This window comes from Verrucosispora sp. WMMA2044, from assembly GCF_027497155.1.
GTDB classification, from domain to species: Bacteria; Actinomycetota; Actinomycetes; order Mycobacteriales; family Micromonosporaceae; genus Micromonospora; species Micromonospora palythoicola.
On sequence record NZ_CP114913.1, the window covers coordinates 4,504,875 to 4,528,803 of the forward strand.

Genomic DNA, 23,929 nt, shown 5'->3' on the forward strand with positions numbered 1-23,929 from the left:
GTCGGTGATGCCGACCCGGGCCGCCGTGACGGTCAGATGTCCAGCGAGATGATGCCGTAGTCGTAGGCGTGCCGCCGGTAGACCACACTCGGCCGGCCGGATTCCTTGTCCTGGAAGAGATAGAAGTCGTGGCCCACCAGTTCCATCTGGAACAGGGCGTCGTCGATGGTCATCGGCTCGGCGGGGTGCACCTTCTCCCGGGCGATGTGCCACGGCTGGTCGTCGGCGTACTCCTCCTCGGGCCGCTCGGCCACCGCGGTGGCGCTGCTGGTCTGCGCGGCGGCGCTGCTGGTCTCCACGGGGGCGGACAGCGCGGGGAGGTCGGTCACCGGCAGGCCGGCGGTCGCGGCGGCGACCGAGAGCGGCGCGTGCCGGCCACGGTGTACCCGACGCCGGTCGGCCGCGCGCCGCAGCCGGGAGTCGAGCTTGGCGATCGCCGAGTCCAGCGCGCTGTAGAAGTCGCTGGTGCAGGCCTCGGCCCGGATCACCGGGCCACGGGAATAGCAGGTGATCTCCACCCGCTGGCAGTGATCGGCCTGGCGCGGATTGCGCTCGTGGAACAGTTCGACATCGACACGAATGAGCTTGTGGTCGTAGCGTTCGATCTTCGCAAGCTTGTCTGCTACGTGCACCCGGTAATGGTCCGGCACTTCGACGTTACGGCCCTTGACCACGATGTCCACGTGACCTCCCTCGTTCGGACGGTCTTCGATCCGGAAATCCGGTCGCGCCCGGGGGACGGCCCCATTCGGCGTCGACCGGTCAATGCGGCTACGCCTCCTCTCACCGCCGGGGGCGGGTGGGATGGCCTTCCTACCCCCGACAGCCAAACGCTAACTCCTGTTAGCCCGACAGTCACCCCCGGTCGCCAAGACCGGCCCGAGAATTTCCACACCTCGTACACGAAGGGGTGAAACGGAAACACGATCGGTCACTGCTGGTGCCTTTTCCGTGTCGCGGCCAGCACCGCCGCGCCGTACGGCGACAGCCCGCGCACGGTCAGCACCCGACTGACCGCCGCGAGGGTCGCTCCGGTGGTGACGATGTCGTCCAGCAGAACCACTGCCGACCCGGCAACCGCCGGACCGCGGCCCGAGCGGGCCCGGAAGGCCGACGTGGCCGCCGCCGCGCGCCCGGCGCTGTCCAGCGTCACCGAGTCCGGTCGGGGTCCGGCGCGTACCGCGTGGTGCACCCGCACCGGCCAGCCCGCGGCCCGCAACCGGCGGGCGCAGTGCCGGGTCAACCGGCTGAGATGATCTCCGTAGCGGGCCCGGGCCGCCGTCGGGGTGTCCGGCACCGGCACCAGCAGCACCGGGCCCACCGCACCGACCGCCGCGGCGACGACCTCGGCGAGCAGCGCACCGAGTGGCCGGGCCAGACCGTGCCGGCCGTGATCCTTGTACGCCAGCAGCGTCTCCCGCAGCGGCCCGCCGTACTCGCCCAGGGCATGGCAGGGCGGCAGATCCGGCGGGGCCGGGACCGGCCGCACCGGAGCCGGGCGCAGCGCCCGCAGCGCGGTGACGCAGTCCGGGCAGACCCCCTGCCGCAACGCCGGTCGGCGTTGCCGGCAGCCGGCGCACTCGGTGGGCAGCACCAGGTCGGCCAGGTCAGCCCAGAGCCCTCCGGTCACGGCACTCAGTACAGGAAGACGGGTGCGGTCGGGTTGCCCGGACGCACACCCGCCGGCGGCGGGGTCACGTCCTGGACCTGGTCCCGGTTGATCCGGTCGAACGGGTTGCTGCGGTACGCGACCCCGTTCGCCTCGTACATGAACGAGCCGGCCAGCGGGGATCGCTCGGCGATTGCGGGGTACGCGGCGAGGTGGTCGACCTGGCTGCCGGTGTCCTCCCGCAGCGGGGTCTCCAGGGCACCGTCAACGCTCACGTCGTAGATCGCCGGACGCCCGGCCGAGCCGGCCACCAGCAGGAGGTTCGCCGCCGACCAGTCCACCGCGGTGGCGTCGCTCAGCGAGCTGACCAACCGCCGGGCCGGGCCCACGGTGGGCACCCCACCCTCCCAGTTGATCGCGGCGACGTGCAGCGTGCCGTCGACGATCAGCGCGAGCCGGTGCCCGTCCAGGGCGGCCGCCACCGCGGTGACCCGGCCCGGCAGGCCGAGCTGGACCTGCCGTGTCGTCGCCTGGTTGTCGAAGCGGTAGAGCCGGCCGTCGGCCACCACCAGGCCGGCCGGCCGGGCACCGTCGCTGCGGATCCAGACCGGGCGGCTCATGGCGGCGTACCTGCTGGTGCCGGTGGTGAGGGTCTCCACCACGCCACCACCGCGGCCGACGGCCAGTCGCTGCCGCCCGTCCGCACCGGCCACCACCACGGCGACCAGGACGTCGTTGTCGATGCGACGCAGCCCGGCGGAGACGATGTCGTGGTTCACCTCGGGTGCCAGCGGCACCGAGCCGGCGGCCTCGCCGGCCACGGTCAGCGAGTGGATGGCCCCCTCGTAGACGCAGTACCGCCGGGCGTTGACCTCGACCGGGTCCAGTGGATTCAGCCTGCGCTGCTCCGCGAGGTCGACGACCTTGCGGGACTGGTTGAGGATCTTCACCTCGACGGTTCCGTGCAACTCCCGCAGGGACCACGCCAACTGGGTGGCGAGCTGCTCCAGTCGCTGCTCGTCGGCGCCCGGCATGTCGAGGTTGACCTCCCACCGGCCGTCCGAGCCGGTGGCATTGTTGATCATTTCGGTACGGTCGGGCAGGCCGGCGACACCGATCCGCAGCCAGTCCGAGGGGCCGGCGGTCAACCACCGGATGACCTCGCTCACCCGCCGCTCCGGCGGCACGGCCGAGGAGAGGTACCGCTGGTCGGGCACGAGCTGGGTGCGGCCGGAGTTCCAGAAGTAGATCGCCTCCGCCTGGTAGTACCGGCGCAGCGCGTCGTCGCTGAGCAGCAGCACGTTCGGCGGGTCACTGACGTAGTACCCGGCGTCGTCCTCTCCGGTCGGACCGGCGCTCACCAGCCGGAACTCGTACGTCGACTCGGTGGCCACCGGCGGCACCAGCATCCCGTTGGCCCGCAGCAGGCCGACCTGCTGCACGCTGATGGTCACCTTCATGCTGTCCACGTCCGGTTCGATCACCGGATCGTCGGTGAGCCGTACCACCGACAGCGCCACCTCGCTGCCCTGCTTGTCCGGCAGCCCGTCGCGTTCGGAAGTCGCGATGAACCGCGTGACCCGCTCGTACGCCCGGTCGGGCTCGCCGGCCGCCGCGGCCAGGAAGTTGCGCACGAACGCCTCGGCGTCGCTACCGCTGGCCTCCCGCGTCGGCGGTTCGGTGCCGCGGCCCAGCGACCAGTTCGTCTCCGCGGCTGGCCCACGCTGCTCGATCTGCACCGCGCTGCGGTCCGGGATTCCGCAGCCGGCGGCAACGCCCAGCACCAGGACGCCACCGAGGGCCCCGGTCAGCAACCGTCGCCTCACGAGCCCACCTCCGCGCGCCGCTGCTCGGCCGACGGCGACGCGTCGGGAGCCGGGCCGATGGCCAGCGTGCCGGCCGGGCCCGGCCCGATGGCCAGCAGTCCACCTGCGGGCGCGCCGCCGAACGGCAGCGTGGCGTCGGCCGGTACCAGCCGCAGCGGCGAGGTGGTCAGCCGGTCACCGGCACGCGCCGGCAGGGTGAGCCGGAACTGGGCGCCCTGTCCCGGTGCGCCCCACGCCTCCAGCCAACCGCCGTGCAGTCGGGCGTCCTCCAGGCTGATCGACAGGCCCAGGCCGGTCCCCCCGGTCTGCCGCGCCCGCGACGGGTCGGCCCGCCAGAACCGGTTGAAGACCAGCTTCTCCTCGCCCGGCTTGAGCCCGACTCCGTGGTCACGCACGGTCAGTGCGACGGCTGTGTCGTCCACGCCCAGCGTGATCCGCACCGGCCGACCCTCGCCGTGCTCGACAGCGTTGCCGACCAGGTTGCGCAGCACCCGCTCGACCCGTCGCGGGTCGATCTCGGCGATCACCGGGGCGGCCGGGACGTTCAGTTCGATGGCCACCCCTACCCGCTCGGCCAGCCCGGTCAGCCGGTCGGCCACCCGGTGGACCACCGGCACCAGGTCGGTCGGCTCGGCGTCGAGCACCGCGAAACCCGCGTCGAACCGGCTGATCTCCAGCAGGTCGGTCAGCAGTTCCTCGAAGCGGTCCAGCTCGGCCTGGAGCAGCTCGGCGCTGCGCGCCACCGCCGGATCGAACTCGTCGCGTTCGGCGAAGATCAGGTCAGCGGCCATCCGTACCGTGGTCAGCGGGGTCCGCAGTTCGTGCGACACGTCGGAGGTGAACCGGCGTTGCAGTCGGGACATCTCCTCCAGCCGCAGGATCTGCCGTTGCAGGTTGGTGGCCATCTGGTTGAACGAGGCCGCGAGCAGCGCCAGGTCGTCCTCACCGTTGACGGCCATCCGCTGGTCGAGCAGGCCGGCCGAGAGTCGCTGGGCGGTCCGGGCGGCGACCCGTACCGGGATCACCACCAGGCGGGTCACCAGCGCGGCGAGCAGGCCGAGCAGCAGCACCAGGGCGACTCCGGTGGCCACCACGGTGGCCCGCGCCTGTGCGGCGGTGGTGTCCTGCAGGGTCAGCGGCACGAAGTAGTACAGCTCCACCTGACCGAACCGGGTCGGCACCGGCGAGCCGTAGACGAGGTACTTCGTCTCGGCGTCCCCGGTGAGCCGGCCGGTACGGATCTGGTTGGCCACGTTGCCGTCGGCCACCGCGGCGCGCAGCTCGGGGCTGATCAGCGGCCGGACGTTCGCCGACGGTGAGGTGCGCGGCTCGATCACACCGGGCCAGTTGTCCGCGGTGAGGGCCACCACCACGCCGCTGTTCTGCTGGGGGTCGCCACCGGCCAGGTAGTTGACCGTGCCGTCGATCGTCTCCTGGAGCTGAGCCTCCTGGGGCTGGCTGTAGAGGCTGAACTGCTTGGCCGCGTACTCCGCGCCGTTGAGCAGCCGCAACTGGACGTCGGTCTTGGCGTTGTCCAGCAGAATGCTCGTGATCTTGTCAGCGATCAGGTAGGCGAAGCCCCCGACCAGCAGGCTGGACGTCACCAACGTGATGGTCACCACCCGCACCTGCAACGAGCGGCGCCAGGTCTGGCGCAGCCGCGCCAGTGATCGGGCCAGTCGGCCCCTCACTCCACGCCACAACTCCCACCCGGCGCCCTGCCGGCGGGAGGTCGGATCGAGATCGGGGATCGGGGAGGTGGCCACAGTGCGACCAAGGCTATCCGGTACCCGCCTTGTAGCCCACGCCGCGAACGGTGAGGATGATTTCGGGTCGCTCCGGATCCGGCTCGATCTTGGCACGTAGTCGCTGCACGTGCACGTTGACCAGCCGGGTGTCCGCCGCGTGCCGGTAGCCCCAGACCTGCTCCAGCAGCACCTCCCGGGTGAAGACCTGACGCGGTTTGCGGGCGAGCGCGACCAGCAGGTCGAACTCCAGCGGCGTCAGCTTCACCTCCTCGCCGTTGCGGCTGACGGTGTGCGCCGGCACGTCGATGGCGATCTGGTTGCCGGGCGGGCCGATGGTGAGCAGCTCCGGCGCGGCGTCCTCGCCCCGGCGCAGCCGCGCCCGCATGCGGGCCACCAGCTCCTTCGGCTTGAACGGCTTGACCACGTAGTCGTCGGCACCGGACTCCAGACCGAGGACGACGTCGACCGTGTCGCTTTTGGCGGTCAACATCACGATCGGCACTCCGGACTCGCCCCGGATCGCCCGCGCCACGTCGATACCGCTCATTCCGGGCAGCATCAGGTCAAGCAGGACGATATCGGGCCGACTGTCACGGAACGCGGCCAATGCCCGTTCCCCGTCCGCCACGAACGAGGGCATGAAGCCTTCGCTGCGCAGCACGATGCCGAGCATCTCGGCGAGCGCGGGGTCGTCGTCGACCACCAGTACCCGGGCTCTCATGGGGTTAATGGTTCCATCCCGTCAGTTCGGTGGGCTCGGCGTCACCCGCACGCTACTGCCGTCAGGTGGCCCGTGCCCAGCACCGCTCGGTTGTACCGCCCGCACGTGCCACCCCGGGGGCGGGTCTGCACCCAGGGCGACCGCGCGTGTCAACATGATCCCCGGGTGCGCCGCAGCGCGCCACCATCACCGCCTCCCAGGAGTACGCGTGCCCGACACAGGCCCGACCGTCGTACTCCCCGGCCGCCCGCTGACCACCGGCGAGCTGCTCGACTCCGCGGTGCTGCTGCTCCGCGGCCAGGCGCCGGTCCTGCTTCCCGTCGCCGCCGTGCTGGCCGCCGCCGAACAGCTCGTGCTGCTGCCCCTGCGGACCGCCGTGGGTGCCACCGCGCCGCTGTGGTGGGTGTCCGACACGAACGAGCTCGACACCTTCTGGTTCCTGCTCACCCTGGGCGCGGCGACCGAAGCGATGATCATTCTGCTGCTCGGCAACCCGGCCGCCCGCGCCGCCGCCCGGGCGCTGGTCGGTCGCCGGTCCACCGTCGCCGAGGCGTGGGGCTCCGGTGGCCGCTGGGGCGCCACCGTCCTGCTCTGTGCCGCGGTCGGCGCGCTCATGCTGCTGGCGTCCCTGCTCGGCCCCGCCTGGTTCGTCGGATTCGCCCTGCTGGGGGCGGTGGCGCCGGCACTTGTGGTCGACCGGGTCGCGCCGGTACGCGCGATCAACCGCTCCGCCGCGCTCGCGGTGCGGCTGGGCGGGCGGGCCGCCGCGCTGCGGGTACTGGGCTATCTCGTCTGGTGGATCATCCGGGTCGGGCTCGGCTGGGGGACGTTCACCGGCCTGACCACGCTCGGCCTGACCACCGAGGGCTGGACCGGTGCCATGGCGATGCTGGTCTGGGCGGCCGTGAACGCGGTCGCCTACGCCGCGCTGGCCTGCCTGGACGCGGTCCTGCACCTGGAGACCCGGATCCGCACCGAGGGCCTGGACATCCGGCTCTCCCACGCGCCCGGCGCAGCGCGTACCACGGAACTGCTGGCGGTCGGCAAATGAGCTTCAGCCGGTGGTGGACCGAGACCATCGCCGCTCTCGGCGACCACCTGCCGCTGCCGTTGGCCGCGCTGCTGCTGGTGTTGGTCACGGCGCTCACCGCGGCGGCCTGGTACACCTTCCCCGGCTGGCTGCCCCGCCGACTGCCCCGGCCGCGCCGACGCCGACGTACCGGCGGCGGTAGCGGAAAGCCGGGGCCCGCGCCGCCGGCAACCGTCGCCGCACCGCCACCCGCTGGTCCGGTCGGCACCACCCGGGTGGCCGACCGGCTGGCCGCCGAGGGCCGCTACGACGAGGCGGTCCGCGAACGGCTGCGCGTCATGCTCCACCAGCTCACCGACCGGCACGTGGTGCAGGTCCGGCCCGGCATGACCGTCGCCGAGGTGGTCACCGACGCAGCCGACAGACATCCACCGGCCGGGCCGCCGCTGACCGCCGCCGCCGGCATCTTCTCGGAGGTGTGGTACGCGCAACGCCCGGCCACCGCCGAACACGATCACCGGATGCGTGACCATGTCGCTCGGCTGGGAGAACTGCTCGCCGAGGCCCCGCCCAGGAAGGATGACGACCGGTGAGCACACGGGGCCGCCGCCACCGGATCATCCTTCCGCTGCTGATGGGGGTGCTGCTGATCGCCGTCACCCTGGTCACCCGGGAGATCGACCAGCCGGACCAGACCGACCGGGGCTTCCTTTCCCCGGTGGCGTCCGGTGACCACGGTGGCAGCCGGCTCGCCGCGAGCCTGGGCGAGCGCGGGGTGCTGGTGCAGCGGGAGACCGACACGCTCCGGGCGTTGCTGGCCACCCGGCCCGGCCCGGCCACGCTGTTCGTCCCGGCACCCGAGCTGCTGCACCCGCGCACTGTCAGCTACCTGGGCCTGCTGCCCGGTGGCACCCGGCTGGTGCTGGTCGACCCGCCCAGGCGGGTGCTGGCCGCCGCTGGGCTGCCGCTGCGACCGGCGGGGCGGCGGTGGGCGACCCAGGCCGTGTCACCGCACGGCGTCGACCGTCCCTGCCCACTGGCCGAGGTCTCGCCCGCCGCCACCGCCGCCGTCGCCCGCCAGCGGTACGCACCGACCGGCCCTCCCGACAGTGTCGATCTCTGCTACGGCAGCGGCCTGGCCCGCCTGCCCGGAGCCGCCGAGAGCGTGGTGGTGGGTGCCAGCGACCCGTTCCGCAACGGCCGGATCGACGAATGGGACAACCTCGCCTTCGCCACCGGACTGCTCGCCACCTCCGGCCGGGTGGTCTGGCTCGACCTGGATGGCCCGGCACCGCCGCCACCGGAACCCAGCCCCGCACCGACCCGGCCACTGCCGGACCGCGACACCGACCTCGATGAGCGCGGTGACCAGGAGGACCTCACCAGCGGCGGCGACGGCGAGACGGCACCGGGCGGCCGTCCGGACGGTGAGGCGTCCGGTCCTGACGGACGGGGCTCCGCCGGAGAGCCCAACCCGCTCTGGTCGGCCTTCCCCGCGTGGTTCTGGGCGCTGCTGCTGCAACTCGGCCTGGCGGCCCTGCTCGTCGCCATCGGCCGGGCCCGGCGTCTCGGCCCGCCCACGCCGGAGCCGCTGCCGGTGTCCGTGCCCGCCGCCGAGACGGTTCTCGGCCGGGGACGGCTCTACCAGCGGGCACGCGCCCGGGAGAGCACCGCCCGAGTGCTCCGGACCGCAACGCTCGTCCGACTGGCCCGACGCGTGCACCTGCCCGCCGGAGCACCACCGACCACTCTCGCCGCCACGGTCGCCGCCGGCACCGGTGACCGGCCCGACGCCATCCACGAGCTGCTCTACGGCGACACGCCGCAGACCGACCGGGACCTGCTGGAGCTGGCCGGTGACCTGGACCGCGTGGCGCGTGCCGGCGAGTCCAACCCCGCGCAGCCCGTCACCGACCCGCCGGCCCAGCCTCGGCTGCCGAAGCCCCGATCCGAAGGAGACCCCCGGTGACCCGACCCGCGACGACCGTGGACCCGCTCGCCGCCGATCCCAGCCGGGCCGCGCTGCACCGGCTCCGCGCCGAGGTGGCCAAGGCGGTCGTGGGGCAGGAGGGTGTGGTCACCGGGCTGATCGTCGCGCTGCTCTGCCGGGGTCACGTGCTGCTGGAGGGGGTGCCCGGGGTCGCCAAGACGCTGCTGGTGCGAACCATGGCCGCCGCGCTGGACCTGAGCTCGCGGCGGGTGCAGTTCACCCCCGACCTGATGCCCGGCGACGTCACCGGTTCGATGGTCTTCGACGCGCGGACCGCGGCGTTCACCTTTCGCGAGGGGCCCGTCTTCACGAACCTGCTGCTCGCCGACGAGATCAACCGCACCCCGCCGAAGACCCAGTCGGCACTGCTGGAGGTGATGGAGGAGCGGCAGGTCACCGTCGAGGGCGAGCAGCGGGTACTGCCCGATCCGTTCATCGTCGCCGCCACCCAGAATCCGGTCGAGTACGAGGGCACCTACCCGCTGCCGGAGGCCCAGCTGGACAGGTTCCTGCTCAAGCTCACCGTGCCGCTGCCCAGCCGGGACGAGGAGCTGGGTGTGCTCCGGGCCCACCACGGCGGTTTCGATCCCCGGGATCTGACCGCCGCCGGCGTACGCCCGGTGGCGGACGCGGCCGACCTCACCGCCGCGCGCACGGCGGTGGGTCGGGTGCACGTTGCCGAACCGCTGCTCGGCTACGTCGTCGACCTGTGCCGGGCCACCCGCGCCACCCCGGCGCTGGAGCTGGGCGCCTCGCCGCGCGGTGCGACGGCCCTGCTCGGCACCGCGAAGGCGTGGGCCTGGCTGAACGGACGCGATCACGTGGTGCCCGACGACGTCAAGGCGATGGCGCGACCGACCCTGCGACACCGGCTGCGCCTGCGGCCGGAGGCCGAACTCGAGGGTGTCGGGGTGGACCCGGTCCTGGACACGGTGCTGGCCACCGTGCCGACTCCGCGATGACCTGGCGGGTGGCGGCGCTGCTGGCGGCCGGGGCGCTGACCCTGCCGTGGTGGCCGGCACCCTTCGTCGGGGTGGCGGTGATGGTCGGTGTGGTGCTGCTGCTGGTCGGGCTCGACCTCGCGCTCGCCGCGCCGCTGCGGGCGCTGACCGCCGAACGGACCGGTGAGCGGGCCGTACGGCTCGGTGGCACCGCCACGGTCACTCTGTACCTGCGCAACGGCTCCCGCCGGCCGCTGCGGGCCCGGGTACGTGACGCCTGGGTGCCGTCGGCCGGGGCCCGGCCGGAGGTGCCGCCGACCCGGGTGGTGCGGGCCGCACCCGGTGCGGTGCTCGCGCTGCCCACCCAGCTCACCCCCACCCGCCGGGGCGACCGACCCGCCGTGGCCCTGACCGTCCGCTCGCTCGGGCCGCTCGGGTTGGCGTTCCGGCAGCGGGGTGGCCGGCCCGCCACGCCACCGTGGACGGTACGGGTGCTACCCCGCTTCGACTCGCGCCGGCACCTGCCGGAACGGCTGTCGCGGCTACGCGTCATCGACGGCACCCAACTCGGCCGGGGACGCGGACCGGGAACCGAGTTCGACGCGTTGCGGGAGTACGTGTCCGGCGACGACGTGCGCTCCATCGACTGGCGAGCCAGCGCCCGGCGGGCCGAGGTGCTGGTGCGTACCTGGCGTCCGGAGCGGGACCGGCGGCTGATCTGCGTGTTGGACACCGGGCGCACCTCGGCGGTACGGGTGGGCGACGAGCCACGGCTGGACGCCTCGATCGAGGCGGCGCTGCTGCTCAGCGCGTTGGCCGCACGGGCGGGTGACCGGGTGGACGTGCTCGCGGCGGATGCCGCGACCCGGGCCTCGGTGGGTGGTGCCGAACGGCCGGGGCAGTGGAGCCGGCTGGCGCATGCGTTGGCCCCGCTGCAACCCGCGCTGGTGGAGACCGATTTCCGGCTGATCGCGGGCGAGTTGCTCCGGCGGCACCGCCCGCGCAGCCTGGTGGTGCTGCTCACCGCCCTGGAACCCGGCGCGCTCGGTGAGGGCCTGTTGCCGGTGCTGCCCCGGCTGGCCGCCCGGCACCGGGTGGTGGTGGCCGCCGCCCGGGACCCGGTGCTGACCCAGCTCACCGTCGCACCCCCGCGACGTCCGGCGGACGCCTACGCCGCAGCCGCCGCCTGGCGCACGCTCGCCGAGCGCGACCGCCTCACCCAGGCGCTCACCCGTCACAACGTCACAGTGGTGGACGCCCCCGCCACTCACCTGGCCCCCGCCCTGGCCGACACCTACCTGACCCTGAAATCCCAAGCCAAACTCTGACCTCTCCCTCCCCCTCCCCCCACCCCCGCCGACACCGCGTTGATCATGAGGTTAGCGGCGAAGTTGATCTCCAATATTGCCGCTAACCTCATGATCAACGCGGGTGTTCCGGGGGTCCGGGTGTTCCGGGGGGTGGGTGGGGGTGGTGGTGCGGGGGCCGAGGATGAGGGTGTAGGCGAGGAAGCCGAGGAAGGCGGTGGCGCCTATGGCGATGCGGAGGGGCGCTGGCAGGGGGGCAGGGGTGATGAAGGCCTCGATCAGCGCCGCGACGGCGAAGAGAGCGACCAGGCCCACGGCGACCAGCACGCCGTCGCGTCCCGCCCGGGCCACCGCCTGCCCACGGGTCAACTGCTCCGGTGGTGCGATCCACGCCCACCCGATGCGCAGCCCGACCCCGGCGGCGACGAACACCCCGGTCAGCTCCAGCAGGCCGTGCGGGGTGATCAGGCCGAAGAAGACGTCCGCTCGGCCGTAGGAGACCATCACCCCACCGACCACGCCGATGTTCATCGCGTTCTGCCACAGCAGGTAGCCGACGGGCACGATCAACACCCCCGCCGCCAGGCACTTCGCCGCAAGCCAGGCGTTGTGCGTCCACAGATGGAAGGCGAACGTCGGCGCGGAGAACTCCGTGTAGTAGCCGGCGAAGCCGGACTCGACCAGGTTGGCGGCCTCGTCGTCGCCGATGAACGCCGCCGCCGTCTCCGGGTTGTCCGCCACGAACCACATCAGGGTGAAGGTGAGCAGGGTGAAGGCGGTCGCCACCGCACACCACCACGGCGCCGCCCGCCAGATCGCACCGGGCAGGCCGGCCAGCAGAAATCGTCGTACGGCCGTCCAGGACGGTCGGGGCCGACCGGTGAGCCGCGCCCGTGCCCGGAGCACCAGCTGGGACAGCTCGCTGACCAGTGCCGGGTCCGGCGAGCGGCTACGCAGCACCGACAGTTGGGTGGTGGCCCGCTGATAGAGCGCGACCAGCTCGTCGACCTCGGCCGCGTCGAGCCGTCGCTGACCACAGAGCTGGTTCAGCCGACGCCACTGCCCGCCGTGCTCCGCGACGTACGCGTCGACATCCACCGGCCACCTCCGACCGCGCGATCATAGTGTTCACTGTCGGGATGAGCACAGCGGCACGAGCGTGGACCATCCCGGGCTGGGGTGACGCCGGGCTGGTCAGCGGCGAGGCGGTCGAGCTGGACGTGCGGGCCGCGCGAATCGGCTCCCGGGCGCTCGCCCTGCTGATCGACGTGCTCGTGCAACTGGTCGCCGGGCTGCTGCTCGCCGCGCTGACCGGGCTGCTCCTGGCCGCCCTGCCGTACGGGGTGCTCGACGCGGCGATGGAACGCGCCCTGCTCACCATCGGGCTGGTCCTGCTGCTGGTCGGCTATCCGGTGCTCTGCGAACGGTTCAACGACGGCCGCACGCCGGGCAAGGCGGCAGTCGGCTTGCGGGTGGTCAGCCTCGACGGCGCCCCCGTCGGGTTCCGGCAGTCGCTGACCCGGGCACTGGTCGGGGTCGCCGTGGAGTGGCCGGGCCTGGTGCTGCCGCTGCTGTCCTGGGCGGTCGGGCTGACCGTGATGCTCAGCGACGCCCGTGGCCGACGACTGGGCGACCTGGCGGCGGGCACCCTGGTGGTGCACACCCGGACCGCGACGAGATGGCGTTCGGTCCCGGCGATGGTGCCGGAACTGGCCGGCTGGGCGTACTCGGTGGACCTGAGCCGGTTGGACGCGGAGCTGGCGCTGGCCGTGCGGCAGTACCTGGCCCGGGCCCACGGGTTCAGCGAGCCGGCGCGCGGCGAGCTGGCCCGGCTGCTGTGGTGGCAGGTCGCCGCGGTGACCGGCCCGCCACCACCGGCCGGGTGGCCGGCGGTGACCTACCTGGCCGCCGTCATCGCCGAGCGGCATCGACGGGCCCGTCGCCTGCTCGCCGGCGAACGCGCGCTCACCGAGGCGTTGTGGCCGCAGTTGCCGAGCGCACCGTCCGACGATCGACCTGGGAGGTCAGGATGAGGGCTTTCGTGCCGTGGCTGGCGGTGCTCGCGGTGGTGCTGCTGCTCAGCGCGCTGCGGCTGCGCACCCTCGCGGCGCTGGTCTCGGTGGCCTGGCTGGTCTGGTGTGTCTGGACCTGGGTCCGCCCCACCCGCCACCGTCCGCGCTGACTGCGCCTACCCGCCGGGGCCATAGGCCAGGCCGGCCGGCCACCGGCCACGCCCGTCGGTGCGGCACCGCGACCGCAGGGCCACCTCCGGGGCCGGCCATGGCGGTCGGCTCCGGAGGTGACGTCGGTGCTCAGTAGCGGTAGTGGTCCGGCTTGAACGGGCCTTCCACGGCGACGCCGAGGTAGGCGGCCTGTTCCTTGGACAGCGTGGTCAGCTTGGCGCCGAGGGCGTCCAGGTGCAGCCGGGCGACCTTCTCGTCGAGGTGCTTGGGCAGCACGTACACGCCGATCGGGTACTCGTCGGTCTTGGTGTACAGCTCGATCTGGGCGATCGTCTGGTTGGCGAACGAGTTGGACATGACGAAGCTGGGGTGGCCGGTGGCGTTGCCCAGGTTCAGCAGGCGACCCTCGGAGAGCACGATGATCGCGTGACCGTCGTCGAAGCGCCAGAGGTCGACCTGCGGCTTGATGTTCTCCCGGGTGACATCCGGGCGCTTGGCCAGACCGGCCATGTCGATCTCGTTGTCGAAGTGGCCGATGTTGCCGACGATGGCCTGGTGCTTCATCCGGGCCATGTGCTCGTTGGTGATGACGTCGTAGCAGCCGGTGGCGGTGATGAAGATGTCGGCGGTGGCGACCACGTCGTCCAACGTGGCGACCTGGTAGCCGTCCATCGCCGCCTGGAGCGCGCAGATCGGGTCGACCTCGGTCACCACGACCCGGGCGCCCTGGCCGCGCAGCGACTCGGCGCAGCCCTTGCCCACGTCGCCGTAGCCGAGTACGACGGCCATCTTGCCGCCGATGAGCGTGTCGGTGGCCCGGTTGATGCCGTCGATCAGCGAGTGGCGGCAGCCGTACTTGTTGTCGAACTTGCTCTTGGTCACCGAGTCGTTGACGTTGATCGCCGGAAAGAGCAGCGTGCCGGCGCGGTGCATCTCGTAGAGCCGGTGCACGCCGGTGGTGGTCTCCTCGGTGACGCCCTTGATACCGGCGGCGATCCGCGTCCACCGCTGACCGCTCGCGGCCAGCGAACGGTGCAGCAGGCCGAGGATGACCGCGTACTCCTCGGAGTCGGCGGACTCAACCGGCGGCACGGCCCCGGCCTTCTCGAACTCGGCACCCTTGTGCACGAGCAGCGTAGCGTCGCCACCGTCGTCCAGGATCATGTTCGGGCCGTCCCCGTCGGGCCAGTCGAGCACCTGCTCGGTGCACCACCAGTACTCCTCCAGGCTCTCGCCCTTCCACGCGTACACCGGCACACCGGACGGGGCGTCGACGGTGCCCTCCGGACCGACCACGACCGCGGCGGCGGCGTGGTCCTGGGTGGAGAAGATGTTGCACGACGCCCAGCGGACCTGCGCGCCGAGGGCCACCAGGGTCTCGATCAGCACGGCGGTCTGGATCGTCATGTGCAGCGACCCGGTGATCCGCGCTCCGGCGAGCGGCTGCGCGTCGGCGAACTCGCGCCGGATCGCCATCAGACCGGGCATCTCGTGCTCAGCCAGACGGATCTCCTTACGCCCGAACTCGGCGAGCGACAGATCCGCCACCTTGAAGTCGCCCTCGGCGACAGTACGCGGCCGGGCCTCGGACGACGTGCCGCTTGCGGACGCCGGGAGGGTGCTGGTCATAAAAGCTCCTGTCGGACGATGGTGCTGCGCAACCTCCCACCTTACGCGCGTTGCCGACGCGCGGTCGGGGTGGTGACAGACAGCGCACAGGGCGGCCGGTGTGGACGTGTGCCGTCCATCTCCGCCCGCCCCGTGCATCCCCCCGGTTTGGTTCCCCCGCGCGTTCTCGGACCATCGTCGCGATAACGCTACGCACCCATAGAGTCACACTGAGCGAGAGCCGAGTCAAGCCATTTCGGGAAATTCGGACTTGTCAGTCGACGGCTGATAGCCCGCCGAGCGCAGGGAAGGTTCAGACCTGCCCGGTCGAGGCGATGTACGTCTCACCCACACCGGTGACCGTGAGTGAACCACCCGCAGCCGGGCCGACCGCCGCCTGACCGGACCCGAGGGTCACCGGTGCCACACCGTCGGTCACCGTGACCCGGCCACCGGTGCACAGCACCACCCGGGGGCCCGGCACCGCCAACGTCACCTCGCGTCGGCCGCCACCGACGCTCACCCGGTGCAACGCGAAGTCGTCCACCGGCACCGGCCAGGTCACCACCCCGTCGGCGACCTCCTGCGCTGCGACCACCGGCCGGTCGAGCACCTCGAACCGGAGTACCCGCAGCAGTTCGGCCACGTCCACGTGCTTCGGGGTCAACCCGCCCCGCAGCACGTTGTCGCTGGCGGCCATCACCTCCACGCCGGTACCCCGCAGGTACGCGTGCAGGTTCCCGGCCGGCATCCAGATCGCCTCACCGGCCGTCAGCCGCACCCGGTTGAGCAGCAACGCCACCAGCACTCCCGGATCCGCCGGGTACGCCTCGGCCAACCGGGTCACCAGGTCCGCGTCCGGGCCCGGCGCCGTCCGGGCCGCCGCCACCAGCCCGGCACGCTCCGCCGTCGGCCACTCCAGCAGCCGGCGTACGGCCTCGGCCAGCCCCACCGGCCCGGCGGCCAACGCGTCGAGCACCGGCCGCAACTCCGGTACGCCCAGTGCGGCGAGCGCCCGTGCCGAGGCGGCCGGGTCCCGGAACCCGCACAGCGCCTCCATCGGCCCGAGCGCCACCAGCAGCTCCGGCTTGTGGAACGGGTCGACGTAGTTGCGGTGCCCGCCGGAGCGGGCCTGCTCGGCGGCGTGACCCACCCGCGCCTGCTCGGCGTCCGGATGGGCCTGGAGACTCAGCGGAGCCGCTGCGGCCAGCACCTTGAGCAGGAACGGCAGTCGAAGCCCGAACCGGTCGAGCACCTGCCGGCCGAGCCACTGGACCGGCTCGGCGGCGAGCACCTCGGTGAGCGGCATCCGCCCGCCGTCGCGCTCGACGGCGGCCGGCGCGCCCGGATGCGCGCCGAGCCACAGCTCCGCCTCGGGCGTCGCGCTCGGCACCGGCCGCCCCTGGAGTTCGGCGATCGCCGAGCGGGAGCCCCAGGCGTAGTCCTTGATCGGCCCGTGCAGCGGTTCCACCGGTCAGCTCTCAGCGCGTCCGGACGCCGTGGCGGGACCGACGGTGGTCCGGTAGATGTCCGGCTCGAGGTAGATGACCCGGGCGACCGGCACGGCGGCCCGGATCCGCTCCTCCACCGCGTCGATGCCCTGGGCCACCTCCTCGGCGCTCTCGCACCGCGACACCGCGATCTTCGCGGCCACCATCAGCTCCTCCGGACCGAGGTACAGCGTCTTCATGTGGATGATCCGCTCCACCTCCGGGCCGGCGGTGACCGCCCGCTCGATGGCCGAGACGTCCGCCGGCTCCGCCCCCTCCCCCAGCAGCAGGCTCTTGGTCTCCACGGCCAACACGATCGCGATGGTCACCAGCAGCAGGCCGATCATCGCGGTGCCGGCCGCGTCCCACCGGCCGTTGCCGGTGGCCAGGGTCATGCCCACGCCGAACAGGGCGAAGACCAGACCGACAAGCGCGCCGAGATCCTCCAGCAGCACCACCGGCAGCTCCGGCGCCTTCGACCGGCGGATGAACCTGGTCCAGGACTCACGGCCCCGGACCAGGTTCGACTCCCGGACGGCGGTACGGAAGGAGAACGACTCCATCACGATCGCCGCGAGCAGCACGGTCACCGGCACCCAGTGCCAGCTGGTGATGCCGTGCGGGTCGGACCACTTGTGCCACGCCTCGTAGAGGGCGAACAGACCGCCCAGGCTGAACAGCACGATCGAGACGATGAACGCGTAGACGTAGCGCTCCCGGCCGTAGCCGAAGGGATGTTGCGGGGTGGCGGCCCGCCGGGCCCGTTTGCCACCGAGCAGCAGCAGAGCCTGGTTGCCCGAGTCGGCGACCGAGTGGATGGACTCGGCGAGCATCGACGACGAACTCGTCAACAGGTAGGCCACGAACTTCGTCACGGCGATACCGACGTTGGCGAGCAGCGCGGCGATGATCGCCTTGGTGCCACCCTGCGTGCTCACTGGTTGGCCAGTTCCTTCATCTCGGTGATTGCCGGCACCGCCATCGGGTCCAGGCCATGCGCCAGGGCCAGGTAGATCGACGCGAAGTCCGGCACCGCCACCAGCGAGGCCAGCCGCTCCAGCGCCGAGCCGCCCTCGGCGGTGACCACGTCGCACCGCACGCCCCGCCGCTCGGCGAGGGTCTGCACCGCGTCCGCGCGCCGCTCCTCGACGGCGAGCGGCTCGTCGGCGTCGTCCTCGGCGTTCAGGCCACCGTCGCGCAGCAGCACCAGCCGCAGTCGGGTGCCCTCACCGTCCGACTCGTCGGGATCGGCGAAGATGTCCCGCTCTCCCTCGGCCAGCCCCCCGAAAACTCCGTCGAGCAGCCCGACCCGGCCACGACCCGCCTCACCGAGCGCACCGGTGACCACCGGGTACCGGGCGTTGGCCGACAGGGTGTCGCCGAAGCGGCGGGCGGCGACCGCCGCCAGCGGCGACGAGCCCCACACGATCGGGATCGACCCGGCCAGCCCGAGGGCGAGGGACTTCGCCGGGTTGACGAACGACTCCGCGGTCGGGCGACTGCGGTCGGCGTCGGCGTCCAGCCGGGCCGCCGTCTCCGCCAGGTCCGCCTCGTTGACCTTGACCAGGCCGAGGGCCCGGGCGGCGAGCAGCACCGGCACGGTCAGCCCCCAGAGGCTGGCTCGGGCGGGTGCCCGCCGGGGCACCGGGATGAACGGGGCGCGGGCCCGCTCGGCGACCGAGTGCAGTTGCGAGTCCGCCGGACCCACCGCGACCAGCCGGGCACCCCGCCGGTGGGCCGCCTCGGCCGCGCCCAGCGCCTCCGGGCTGCGGCCGGAGGCACTGACCGCGATCACCACGTCGGCCGCGCCGACCCAGCCCGGTACGCCGGCGAGGCGGTGCGCGATGACCGGTACCGGGCACCGCGGCCCGGCGACCGTGGCCAGCACGTCGCCGGTGCGTCCGGCGGTGCCGATGCCGGCGATCACGACCGCCCGGGGACGTCCGTCGTCGGCGAGTACGGAGAGATTGGCCTCGGCGGCCAGGGCAGCCGACTCGCGCACCTGCGCGCCCGCCGAGGCGGTGTGTCGCAGCATGCCGCCCGGGTCGCGCTCGGCGAGGGCCTGCGGGTCGTCGAGCAGTCGTTCGTCGGCATTGCGGTGTCCGCTGACGCCGGCCGTTCCGTCGATCACGATCCCTCCGCGGGGACGCGCGCCTCGTCCAGCAGCAGCACCGGCACGTCATCGCGGACCTCGAAGATCCGGCCACACTCGGTGCACGTCAGCGTCTGGGCCGGCGCGTCGTAGGTCAGCGGGGCATGGTGTGTGTCCGGGCAGGCGAGGATTTCCAGCAACTGCGGGTCGAGGGCCACTGCGCGGCTCCTTCCACGTGTGCGGCTTCACCGGTCGGGGGTGCCGACCGGCGCGAGCGATCTTATCGGCGAACCCGGTCGAGCACCTCGTCGCGCAGCGCGGTCATCCGCTCGGCGGTCGGTGCCTCGACGTTGAGCCGCAGCAGCGGCTCGGTGTTCGAGGCGCGCAGGTTGAACCACGCCCCGTCGGCAAAGCGCAGGGTGAGACCGTCCATCTCGTCGGCCTCGGCGTCCGGGTACGCGGCACGCACCTCGGCCACCTTGGCCGCCTGGTCCGCCACCGTCGAGTTGATTTCACCCGAGGCGACGTACCGCTCGTACTCGGCGGCCAGCGTGGACAGCGGCAGCGGCTGCTCGCCGAGCGCCGCCAAAGTGTGCATCGCGGCCAGCATCCCGGTGTCGGCGAACCAGAAGTCCCGGAAGTAGTAGTGCGCCGAGTGCTCCCCGCCGAAGACCGCGTTGGTGCGCGCCATCTCGGCCTTGATGAAGGAGTGACCCACTCGGGCCACCACCGGCTCACCGCCGTGCTCCCGAATGATCTCCGGCACCGCGCTGGAGGTGATCAGGTTGTGGATCACCGTCGATCCGGGGTGCTTGGCCAACTCCCGAGCCGCCACCAATGCGGTGATCGCCGACGGGGAGACCGGCTCGCCGCGCTCGTCGACCACGAAGCAGCGGTCGGCGTCCCCGTCGAACGCCAGGCCGATGTCCGCGCCGTGCGCCACCACCGCGCGCTGCAGGTCGACCAGGTTGGCCGGGTCCAGCGGGTTGGCCTCGTGGTTGGGGAACGTGCCGTCCAGCTCGAAGTACAGCGGCACGATCCGCAGCGGCAGAGCCGGCAGGGCGGCGTCGCCGAGCACACTCGGCACGGTGTGCCCGCCCATCCCGTTGCCGGCGTCGACCACCACGGTCAACGGCCGGATCCCGGAGAGGTCCACGAGCGTGCGCAGGTGTGCCGCGTAGTTGGGGAGCAGGTCGCGCCGCTGTGTCGGTGCGGTCGGCTCGCCGAGCGGCTCGTCCTTGTCGAGCAGGGCCTGGGCCCGGTCGCGGACCTCGGCCAGCCCGCTGTCCTGCCCGACCGGGCGCGCACCGGCGTGACAGAGCTTGATGCCGTTGTACTGAGCCGGGTTGTGGCTGGCGGTGAACATCGCCCCGGGCAGCCCCAGCGCACCGGAGGCGTAGTAGACCATGTCGGTCGAGGCGAGCCCGATCTCGATGACCGGCCGGCCCTCGGCGCGTACCCCGGTGGCGAAGGCGGCGGCCAGCCCGGGCCCCGAGGCCCGCATGTCGTGCCCGATCAGCACCGCCTGGCCCGGGTCACCGGCGGCGTCGAGCATCTGGGCGAAGGCGACGCCGAGCGCGCCGGCGACACGCTCGTCCCACTGGTCCGGCACCGTCCCACGGACGTCGTACGCCTTCACGATCCGGGACAGATCAGACACCGGTTCCACTCCTCGCCTGCGGGCCGTCAACGAACCTGAGCGTATCGGAGCGGAGGGACCCACCCCGGCTCAGCCGCCGAGCCCGCGCCCGTACTCCGGTTCGTCGCCCTTGCCGGCCCCCGGTGAACCGTCCGGATGCCCGGGCACCCTGCCCTGGCCGGGCTCGACCGGCGGCACGGCGATCGGCCCGGTCGGCCGGCCTGCGGGCGGAGCGGCCGGCGGACCGTCGCTCGGGTCGGCCGGTCGGGCACCGTACAGACCGCCGGTCGGGCGGGGTGCCGGGGCGCCGCCGTAGACCCGAGGCGTGGCGGGCCGACCCGCCCCGTACGGCTGGGCGGGCGGGACCGGCGGCACGGTGCCCGGCCCCGGCGGGACCGGTGCGACCGGTGCGACCGGTGCGACCGGTGCGACACCCTGACCGCCGCCGGAACGGTAGGTGGTGCCGCCCGGACTACGCGGCGGCAGGGTCTCGAATCCGTCGGCCGGTCGCCCACGGTCCTTGCGATCCTTCCGGGAGCGGTAGATCAACAGACCGATGAGCAGCGCACCGGCGGCGACCATGGCGATGCCGAAGTACATCACCGGCGACCCGCCGGAGGACTCGCTCTCGGTCTGGCTGAGGTCGTCGGTCGTCTCGGCGGCCAGCGCCACGCTGGGCGTGGCCTCGGCGGTCGGCTCCTCGGCCGCCTCCGTGCTCGGCGACGGCGACGGCGTGGGCGACGGGGAGGACGACGCCGGGGCGCGCCCCCCGACCACCCGCGACGACGCGGCGGCTCGACCCAGCACGGCGCCCCGCGCCGTGGTCGCCTCGCCGGTCACCACCAGCCGGCCACCGGGGGCCGTCGCGGCGAAGGCGACCCGGTACCGCATCGCCACACCCTTGCCCTTGCAGAGTTCGTCCCGAGCCGGGGCGACCGGTTCGGTGGTGACCAGCCCCGCCGCACCCGAGACACCCACCGGCACCCAGCGACCGCCCACGTTGGCCTGCACCGCCACCTGGTCGGCCCGTACGCCGGGCAGGCTCAGCCCGAGCGCGGTGCGCACCCGCACGCACCCGTCGGTGCGCTTGCGTACCTCGACGGTCACCCCCGCGGCGGAACGACCCGCGGTGAAGCTGCCCGCCGAACGCACCCGCACCCGGTCCTCGTCGGCGTGCGCGGGAGCGCCACCGAGCGCCACCAGGGCGCCCAGGAACACGCAGACCGCCGCGATCCGCGCCGTGTGCCGACGTACCGACATGATCAACCACCGTTCCTCCCCCGACGGGGGAACGCCGGTCAGGCTACTACCGGGGCCCGACCTCGGCCGGCCATCGAGCACCCCGCATGTGCGCCGCACCACGTCCCGGCAGCCGTCGGGCGGTCAGGCCGGGCGGTCCGGACCCTTCTTCGGGCCGTGCTCGCCGCCTCCACCTCCGGCGCCTCCGCCCGTCGCACCAAGAGCCAGGGCGAACGCCACGCCGATGGCGACTCCGAAGCCGATGCCGGCGGCACCGTCCAGGGCCGCCACACCGATCACCAGGCCGAGCAGAATTCCTGCCGGCCAGGCCCAGAGCCGTCGGTCACCGTCCTGCTTCTCCGGCGCTGCCATCTCACGAGCGTATTGCTCACGTCCGGGGCCCGCATCAGGGCAGCCCCCACGCCGTTCGGCGCGGCAGGACGACCACTCACCTCACGGTCGGTAGGCTCTACCGCACACAGCGCCACGCAACGATGGAGTCCGATAGGTTACCGCGTGTGATCGACCGCGAACAGGCCGAGCAGCTCGCCGCGGTATGGGCCCGCCGCGACTCGGTGCGCCTGGGGCACGAGTGCCGGCCCGCGGTCACCGAGTTCGACCTCGGCTACGTCATCACCTCCACAGTTTCCGCACAGGTCACGCCGTTTGCCGGCGACCTACCCACCACTGTGGTCGACAAGCGGACCGGCGAGGTGAGCACCTGGCCAAGGGTTTCGCCGGACGTGGTGGCCCGGCTCTACCGGCGCAGCCGGGCCACCGGCCGGCCAGCCCCGCGCACCGTGGACCCGGCCGGCCAGTTGCTGCGCGAGATCCGCCGGTCGCCGGCGCCGACCACGACCACGCGCCTCGGCGTCGAAGGCCGGACTTTCACCGCACAGGGCGTCAAGGGTGACGTGGAACTCAACCATCACCCGCTGGTCCGGGCGTACCTCGACAGCCAGCCCGCCGGTCATCTGGTGCGCGGCGCGACCCGGCACGCGGAGTTCGTCGCGGTTTCCGACCTCCTGTACGAGTACGACCACCGCCGCAACGCCGAGGGCATCACCGCCCTGAGCATGGGTGACGCGAAGGAACTGCTGACATCCGCCCGGATCGAGGTGTGCCAGGTACGCGAGCCGGGCGATCCGCACGGTGGGCCAGCCGAGCGGCCCTGCGACTCCTGCCTGAACATGCTCGTGGAGTTCAACGTCCTGACCGACGCCGAACGGGCCCACACCACGCCCTCGGTCCCGGAACCGGCCTCCGCCGCGGTGCCCGGGCGATTTCCTCCGGAGGTGGCGCAGGCACTGGTCGCCGCCGGCTGGCGGCCGTACTCCCCTGGCGTGGCCACGACCGGCCCCGCGGGTCTAAAGGTCGCCGCGACTGCCGGCCGGGCCCACGGGGACGCCGCCGTCGGCACCCTTCCGCGCCTGCGCAGTCACCGGCGCGGGCCCGGTGAGCAGGTGTGGATCTCACGCTTCGACATCGACCCCCGCCAGGTCGCCCAGACCGCCGAGTCGCTGCGTGACTTCGCGGCGGTCGTCGGCAGCCGGATGTACCCGATCGGCACCGAGAGCCGGCACAGCATCATCGCGGCCGACGAACGGGGCCGGATCTTCGCGCTGGACCAGGCCGGTGAATGGTTTCTCGGGACCGACATCGACGCCGCGCTCACCACCCTGCTGTTCGGCCGCGCCCCGGCCCGGGTACGCGACGACGGCAGTTGGTGACGCCGCCGGCCCGTCGGAGCCCCGGACCGGTCAGCACGGTCGACATGGCGGGCGGCCGGCAACCCGGCCTCGGTCGGACGTCAGCCCAGCACCTCGACGATGTTGTTGCGCACCAGGTTCTTGCCCGGCTCCCGGATCTGCTCCATCGCGGCGGAGTTCAGCAGCACACAGCTGCCCGAGGGACCGGTCACGGTGACCGTGGTCGCCCGGTCGTTGTCCAGGTTGGTCACCCGCAACCGGGTACCGACCGGGAAGCGGTCACTCGTCGCGGCCGGTCCGGCGGCCTCCTCGAAGAAGGTGATCGCTCCCTGGCAGGCGGACCCGGCGACCGGACGGGCCGCCGGCGGTGAGGCCGAGCCCGGTCGGTCGGCGATCACGCCAGGCTGGCCCGCACCCTGCTGCGCGGCGGCGTCGTCGCCGATCCGCTCGACCACGTTGCGTCGGATCACGTTCTTGCCGGGCTCGCGGACGAGTTCCATCGCGGCGGCGTTGAGCAGCACGCAACTGCCCGACGGGCCGACGACGGTCACCTCCACCGATCTGTCGTTGTCCAGGTTCGTCACCCGCAGCCGGGTACCGACGGGGAACTGGTTGCTGGTGGCGGCCGGCCCGCCCGCCTCGGCCGAGAACGTGATCGATCCGGCGCAGACGCTCTGCCGGGTCGGTGCGCTGTCGGCGAACCCGAGTCCGGTGCCGACCGCCACCGTCGCCGCGGCGACCACCGCCACCCCCGCCGCCAGCACGTGCTTCCGCTGCAGCTTCACCTGTTTCTCCCG

Annotated in this window: 23 protein-coding genes; 8 read left to right on the forward strand and 15 right to left on the reverse strand. The window is 72.9% G+C overall.

Translation table 11 applies throughout. The features are described 5' to 3' along the window. Nucleotides 1–32 precede the first annotated feature (32 nt). The 5 genes from raiA to mtrA all read right to left on the reverse strand — a co-directional run bounded on the left by raiA (nucleotide 33) and on the right by mtrA (nucleotide 5,904). Nucleotides 33–683, reverse strand: a complete 651-nt coding sequence (raiA, locus tag O3597_RS20435) for a ribosome-associated translation inhibitor RaiA (protein ID WP_281602100.1) — start codon at nucleotides 681–683, stop codon at nucleotides 33–35. Between the two features lie 248 nt (nucleotides 684–931). Continuing rightward, a complete protein-coding gene (locus tag O3597_RS20440; protein ID WP_281604599.1) occupies nucleotides 932–1,594 on the reverse strand; it encodes a ComF family protein in 663 nt (220 codons plus the stop codon). A gap of 41 nt (nucleotides 1,595–1,635) precedes the next feature. Further along, nucleotides 1,636–3,435 (reverse strand): LpqB family beta-propeller domain-containing protein, encoded by a 1,800-nt coding sequence (locus tag O3597_RS20445; RefSeq protein WP_281602101.1) that lies wholly within the window; start codon nucleotides 3,433–3,435, stop codon nucleotides 1,636–1,638. Beyond that, nucleotides 3,432–5,201 (reverse strand): MtrAB system histidine kinase MtrB, encoded by a 1,770-nt coding sequence (gene mtrB / locus O3597_RS20450; RefSeq protein ID WP_281602102.1) that lies wholly within the window; start codon nucleotides 5,199–5,201, stop codon nucleotides 3,432–3,434. The genes O3597_RS20445 and mtrB overlap by 4 nt, the downstream gene beginning before the upstream one ends. Before the next feature lie 13 nt (nucleotides 5,202–5,214). Next, a complete protein-coding gene (gene mtrA, locus O3597_RS20455; RefSeq protein ID WP_164449927.1) occupies nucleotides 5,215–5,904 on the reverse strand; it encodes an MtrAB system response regulator MtrA in 690 nt (229 codons plus the stop codon). A 208-nt stretch (nucleotides 5,905–6,112) separates the two neighbouring features. Here mtrA and O3597_RS20460 point away from each other — a divergent pair, with 208 nt between their 5' ends. Genes O3597_RS20460 through O3597_RS20480 form a run of 5 tightly spaced genes read left to right on the forward strand, consistent with a single transcriptional unit; the run spans nucleotide 6,113 to nucleotide 11,193 of the window. Continuing rightward, the gene (locus tag O3597_RS20460; protein ID WP_281602103.1) at nucleotides 6,113–6,955 is read left to right on the forward strand and encodes a hypothetical protein; all 843 of its coding nucleotides are present in this window, start codon (nucleotides 6,113–6,115) and stop codon (nucleotides 6,953–6,955) included. Then, nucleotides 6,952–7,527 (forward strand): DUF4129 domain-containing protein, encoded by a 576-nt coding sequence (locus O3597_RS20465; RefSeq protein WP_281602104.1) that lies wholly within the window; start codon nucleotides 6,952–6,954, stop codon nucleotides 7,525–7,527. Before O3597_RS20460 ends, O3597_RS20465 begins: the two co-directional genes overlap by 4 nt. Then, complete coding sequence (locus O3597_RS20470; RefSeq protein WP_281602105.1) at nucleotides 7,524–8,903, forward strand: DUF4350 domain-containing protein; 1,380 nt, start codon at nucleotides 7,524–7,526, stop codon at nucleotides 8,901–8,903. Before O3597_RS20465 ends, O3597_RS20470 begins: the two co-directional genes overlap by 4 nt. Beyond that, complete coding sequence (locus O3597_RS20475) at nucleotides 8,900–9,886, forward strand: MoxR family ATPase (protein WP_281602106.1); 987 nt, start codon at nucleotides 8,900–8,902, stop codon at nucleotides 9,884–9,886. Before O3597_RS20470 ends, O3597_RS20475 begins: the two co-directional genes overlap by 4 nt. Continuing rightward, nucleotides 9,883–11,193: a DUF58 domain-containing protein gene (locus O3597_RS20480; RefSeq protein ID WP_281602107.1), complete on the forward strand. Its 1,311-nt coding sequence runs from the start codon at nucleotides 9,883–9,885 to the stop codon at nucleotides 11,191–11,193. Before O3597_RS20475 ends, O3597_RS20480 begins: the two co-directional genes overlap by 4 nt. A 51-nt stretch (nucleotides 11,194–11,244) precedes the next feature. Here the strand turns inward: O3597_RS20480 and O3597_RS20485 are convergent, their stop codons facing one another. Then, the gene (locus O3597_RS20485) at nucleotides 11,245–12,270 is read right to left on the reverse strand and encodes a stage II sporulation protein M (RefSeq protein WP_281602108.1); all 1,026 of its coding nucleotides are present in this window, start codon (nucleotides 12,268–12,270) and stop codon (nucleotides 11,245–11,247) included. A 41-nt stretch (nucleotides 12,271–12,311) separates the two neighbouring features. On the opposite strand from O3597_RS20485, the gene O3597_RS20490 reads away from it, so the two are divergent. After that, nucleotides 12,312–13,205 carry an RDD family protein gene (locus O3597_RS20490; RefSeq protein WP_281602109.1) on the forward strand — a complete coding sequence of 298 codons (894 nt, stop codon included), beginning with the start codon at nucleotides 12,312–12,314 and terminating at the stop codon, nucleotides 13,203–13,205. Continuing rightward, nucleotides 13,202–13,354: a hypothetical protein gene (locus O3597_RS20495; RefSeq protein ID WP_166458139.1), complete on the forward strand. Its 153-nt coding sequence runs from the start codon at nucleotides 13,202–13,204 to the stop codon at nucleotides 13,352–13,354. The genes O3597_RS20490 and O3597_RS20495 overlap by 4 nt, the downstream gene beginning before the upstream one ends. A gap of 130 nt (nucleotides 13,355–13,484) precedes the next feature. Here O3597_RS20495 and ahcY read toward each other — a convergent pair whose 3' ends face one another. From ahcY to O3597_RS20535, 8 genes are all read right to left on the reverse strand, one after another. After that, a complete protein-coding gene (gene ahcY / locus O3597_RS20500) occupies nucleotides 13,485–14,984 on the reverse strand; it encodes an adenosylhomocysteinase (protein ID WP_281602110.1) in 1,500 nt (499 codons plus the stop codon). A 292-nt stretch (nucleotides 14,985–15,276) separates the two neighbouring features. Further along, nucleotides 15,277–16,434, reverse strand: a complete 1,158-nt coding sequence (gene manA / locus O3597_RS20505; protein WP_281602111.1) for a mannose-6-phosphate isomerase, class I — start codon at nucleotides 16,432–16,434, stop codon at nucleotides 15,277–15,279. A 3-nt stretch (nucleotides 16,435–16,437) separates the two neighbouring features. Further along, nucleotides 16,438–17,391, reverse strand: coding sequence for a cation diffusion facilitator family transporter (locus tag O3597_RS20510; protein WP_164446019.1), 954 nt, complete (start codon nucleotides 17,389–17,391; stop codon nucleotides 16,438–16,440). Next, a complete protein-coding gene (locus tag O3597_RS20515) occupies nucleotides 17,388–18,584 on the reverse strand; it encodes an SIS domain-containing protein (RefSeq protein ID WP_099847458.1) in 1,197 nt (398 codons plus the stop codon). Before O3597_RS20515 ends, O3597_RS20510 begins: the two co-directional genes overlap by 4 nt. Further along, nucleotides 18,581–18,763, reverse strand: coding sequence for a Trm112 family protein (locus O3597_RS20520; RefSeq protein WP_164446020.1), 183 nt, complete (start codon nucleotides 18,761–18,763; stop codon nucleotides 18,581–18,583). Before O3597_RS20520 ends, O3597_RS20515 begins: the two co-directional genes overlap by 4 nt. 62 nt (nucleotides 18,764–18,825) lie before the next feature. Then, entirely contained in the window at nucleotides 18,826–20,205 is a 1,380-nt protein-coding gene (locus O3597_RS20525) for a phosphomannomutase/phosphoglucomutase (RefSeq protein ID WP_281602112.1), read from the reverse strand. Between the two features lie 69 nt (nucleotides 20,206–20,274). After that, on the reverse strand, nucleotides 20,275–21,444 hold the full coding sequence (locus O3597_RS20530) for a hypothetical protein (RefSeq protein ID WP_281602113.1): 1,170 nt from the start codon (nucleotides 21,442–21,444) through the stop codon (nucleotides 20,275–20,277). A 123-nt stretch (nucleotides 21,445–21,567) separates the two neighbouring features. Continuing rightward, complete coding sequence (locus tag O3597_RS20535) at nucleotides 21,568–21,795, reverse strand: hypothetical protein (protein ID WP_164446022.1); 228 nt, start codon at nucleotides 21,793–21,795, stop codon at nucleotides 21,568–21,570. A 146-nt stretch (nucleotides 21,796–21,941) separates the two neighbouring features. Here O3597_RS20535 and O3597_RS20540 point away from each other — a divergent pair, with 146 nt between their 5' ends. Further along, nucleotides 21,942–23,153 carry an SUKH-3 domain-containing protein gene (locus tag O3597_RS20540; RefSeq protein ID WP_281602114.1) on the forward strand — a complete coding sequence of 404 codons (1,212 nt, stop codon included), beginning with the start codon at nucleotides 21,942–21,944 and terminating at the stop codon, nucleotides 23,151–23,153. An 80-nt stretch (nucleotides 23,154–23,233) separates the two neighbouring features. Here the strand turns inward: O3597_RS20540 and O3597_RS20545 are convergent, their stop codons facing one another. After that, nucleotides 23,234–23,917, reverse strand: coding sequence for a hypothetical protein (locus O3597_RS20545; protein WP_281602115.1), 684 nt, complete (start codon nucleotides 23,915–23,917; stop codon nucleotides 23,234–23,236). Nucleotides 23,918–23,929 lie beyond the last annotated feature (12 nt).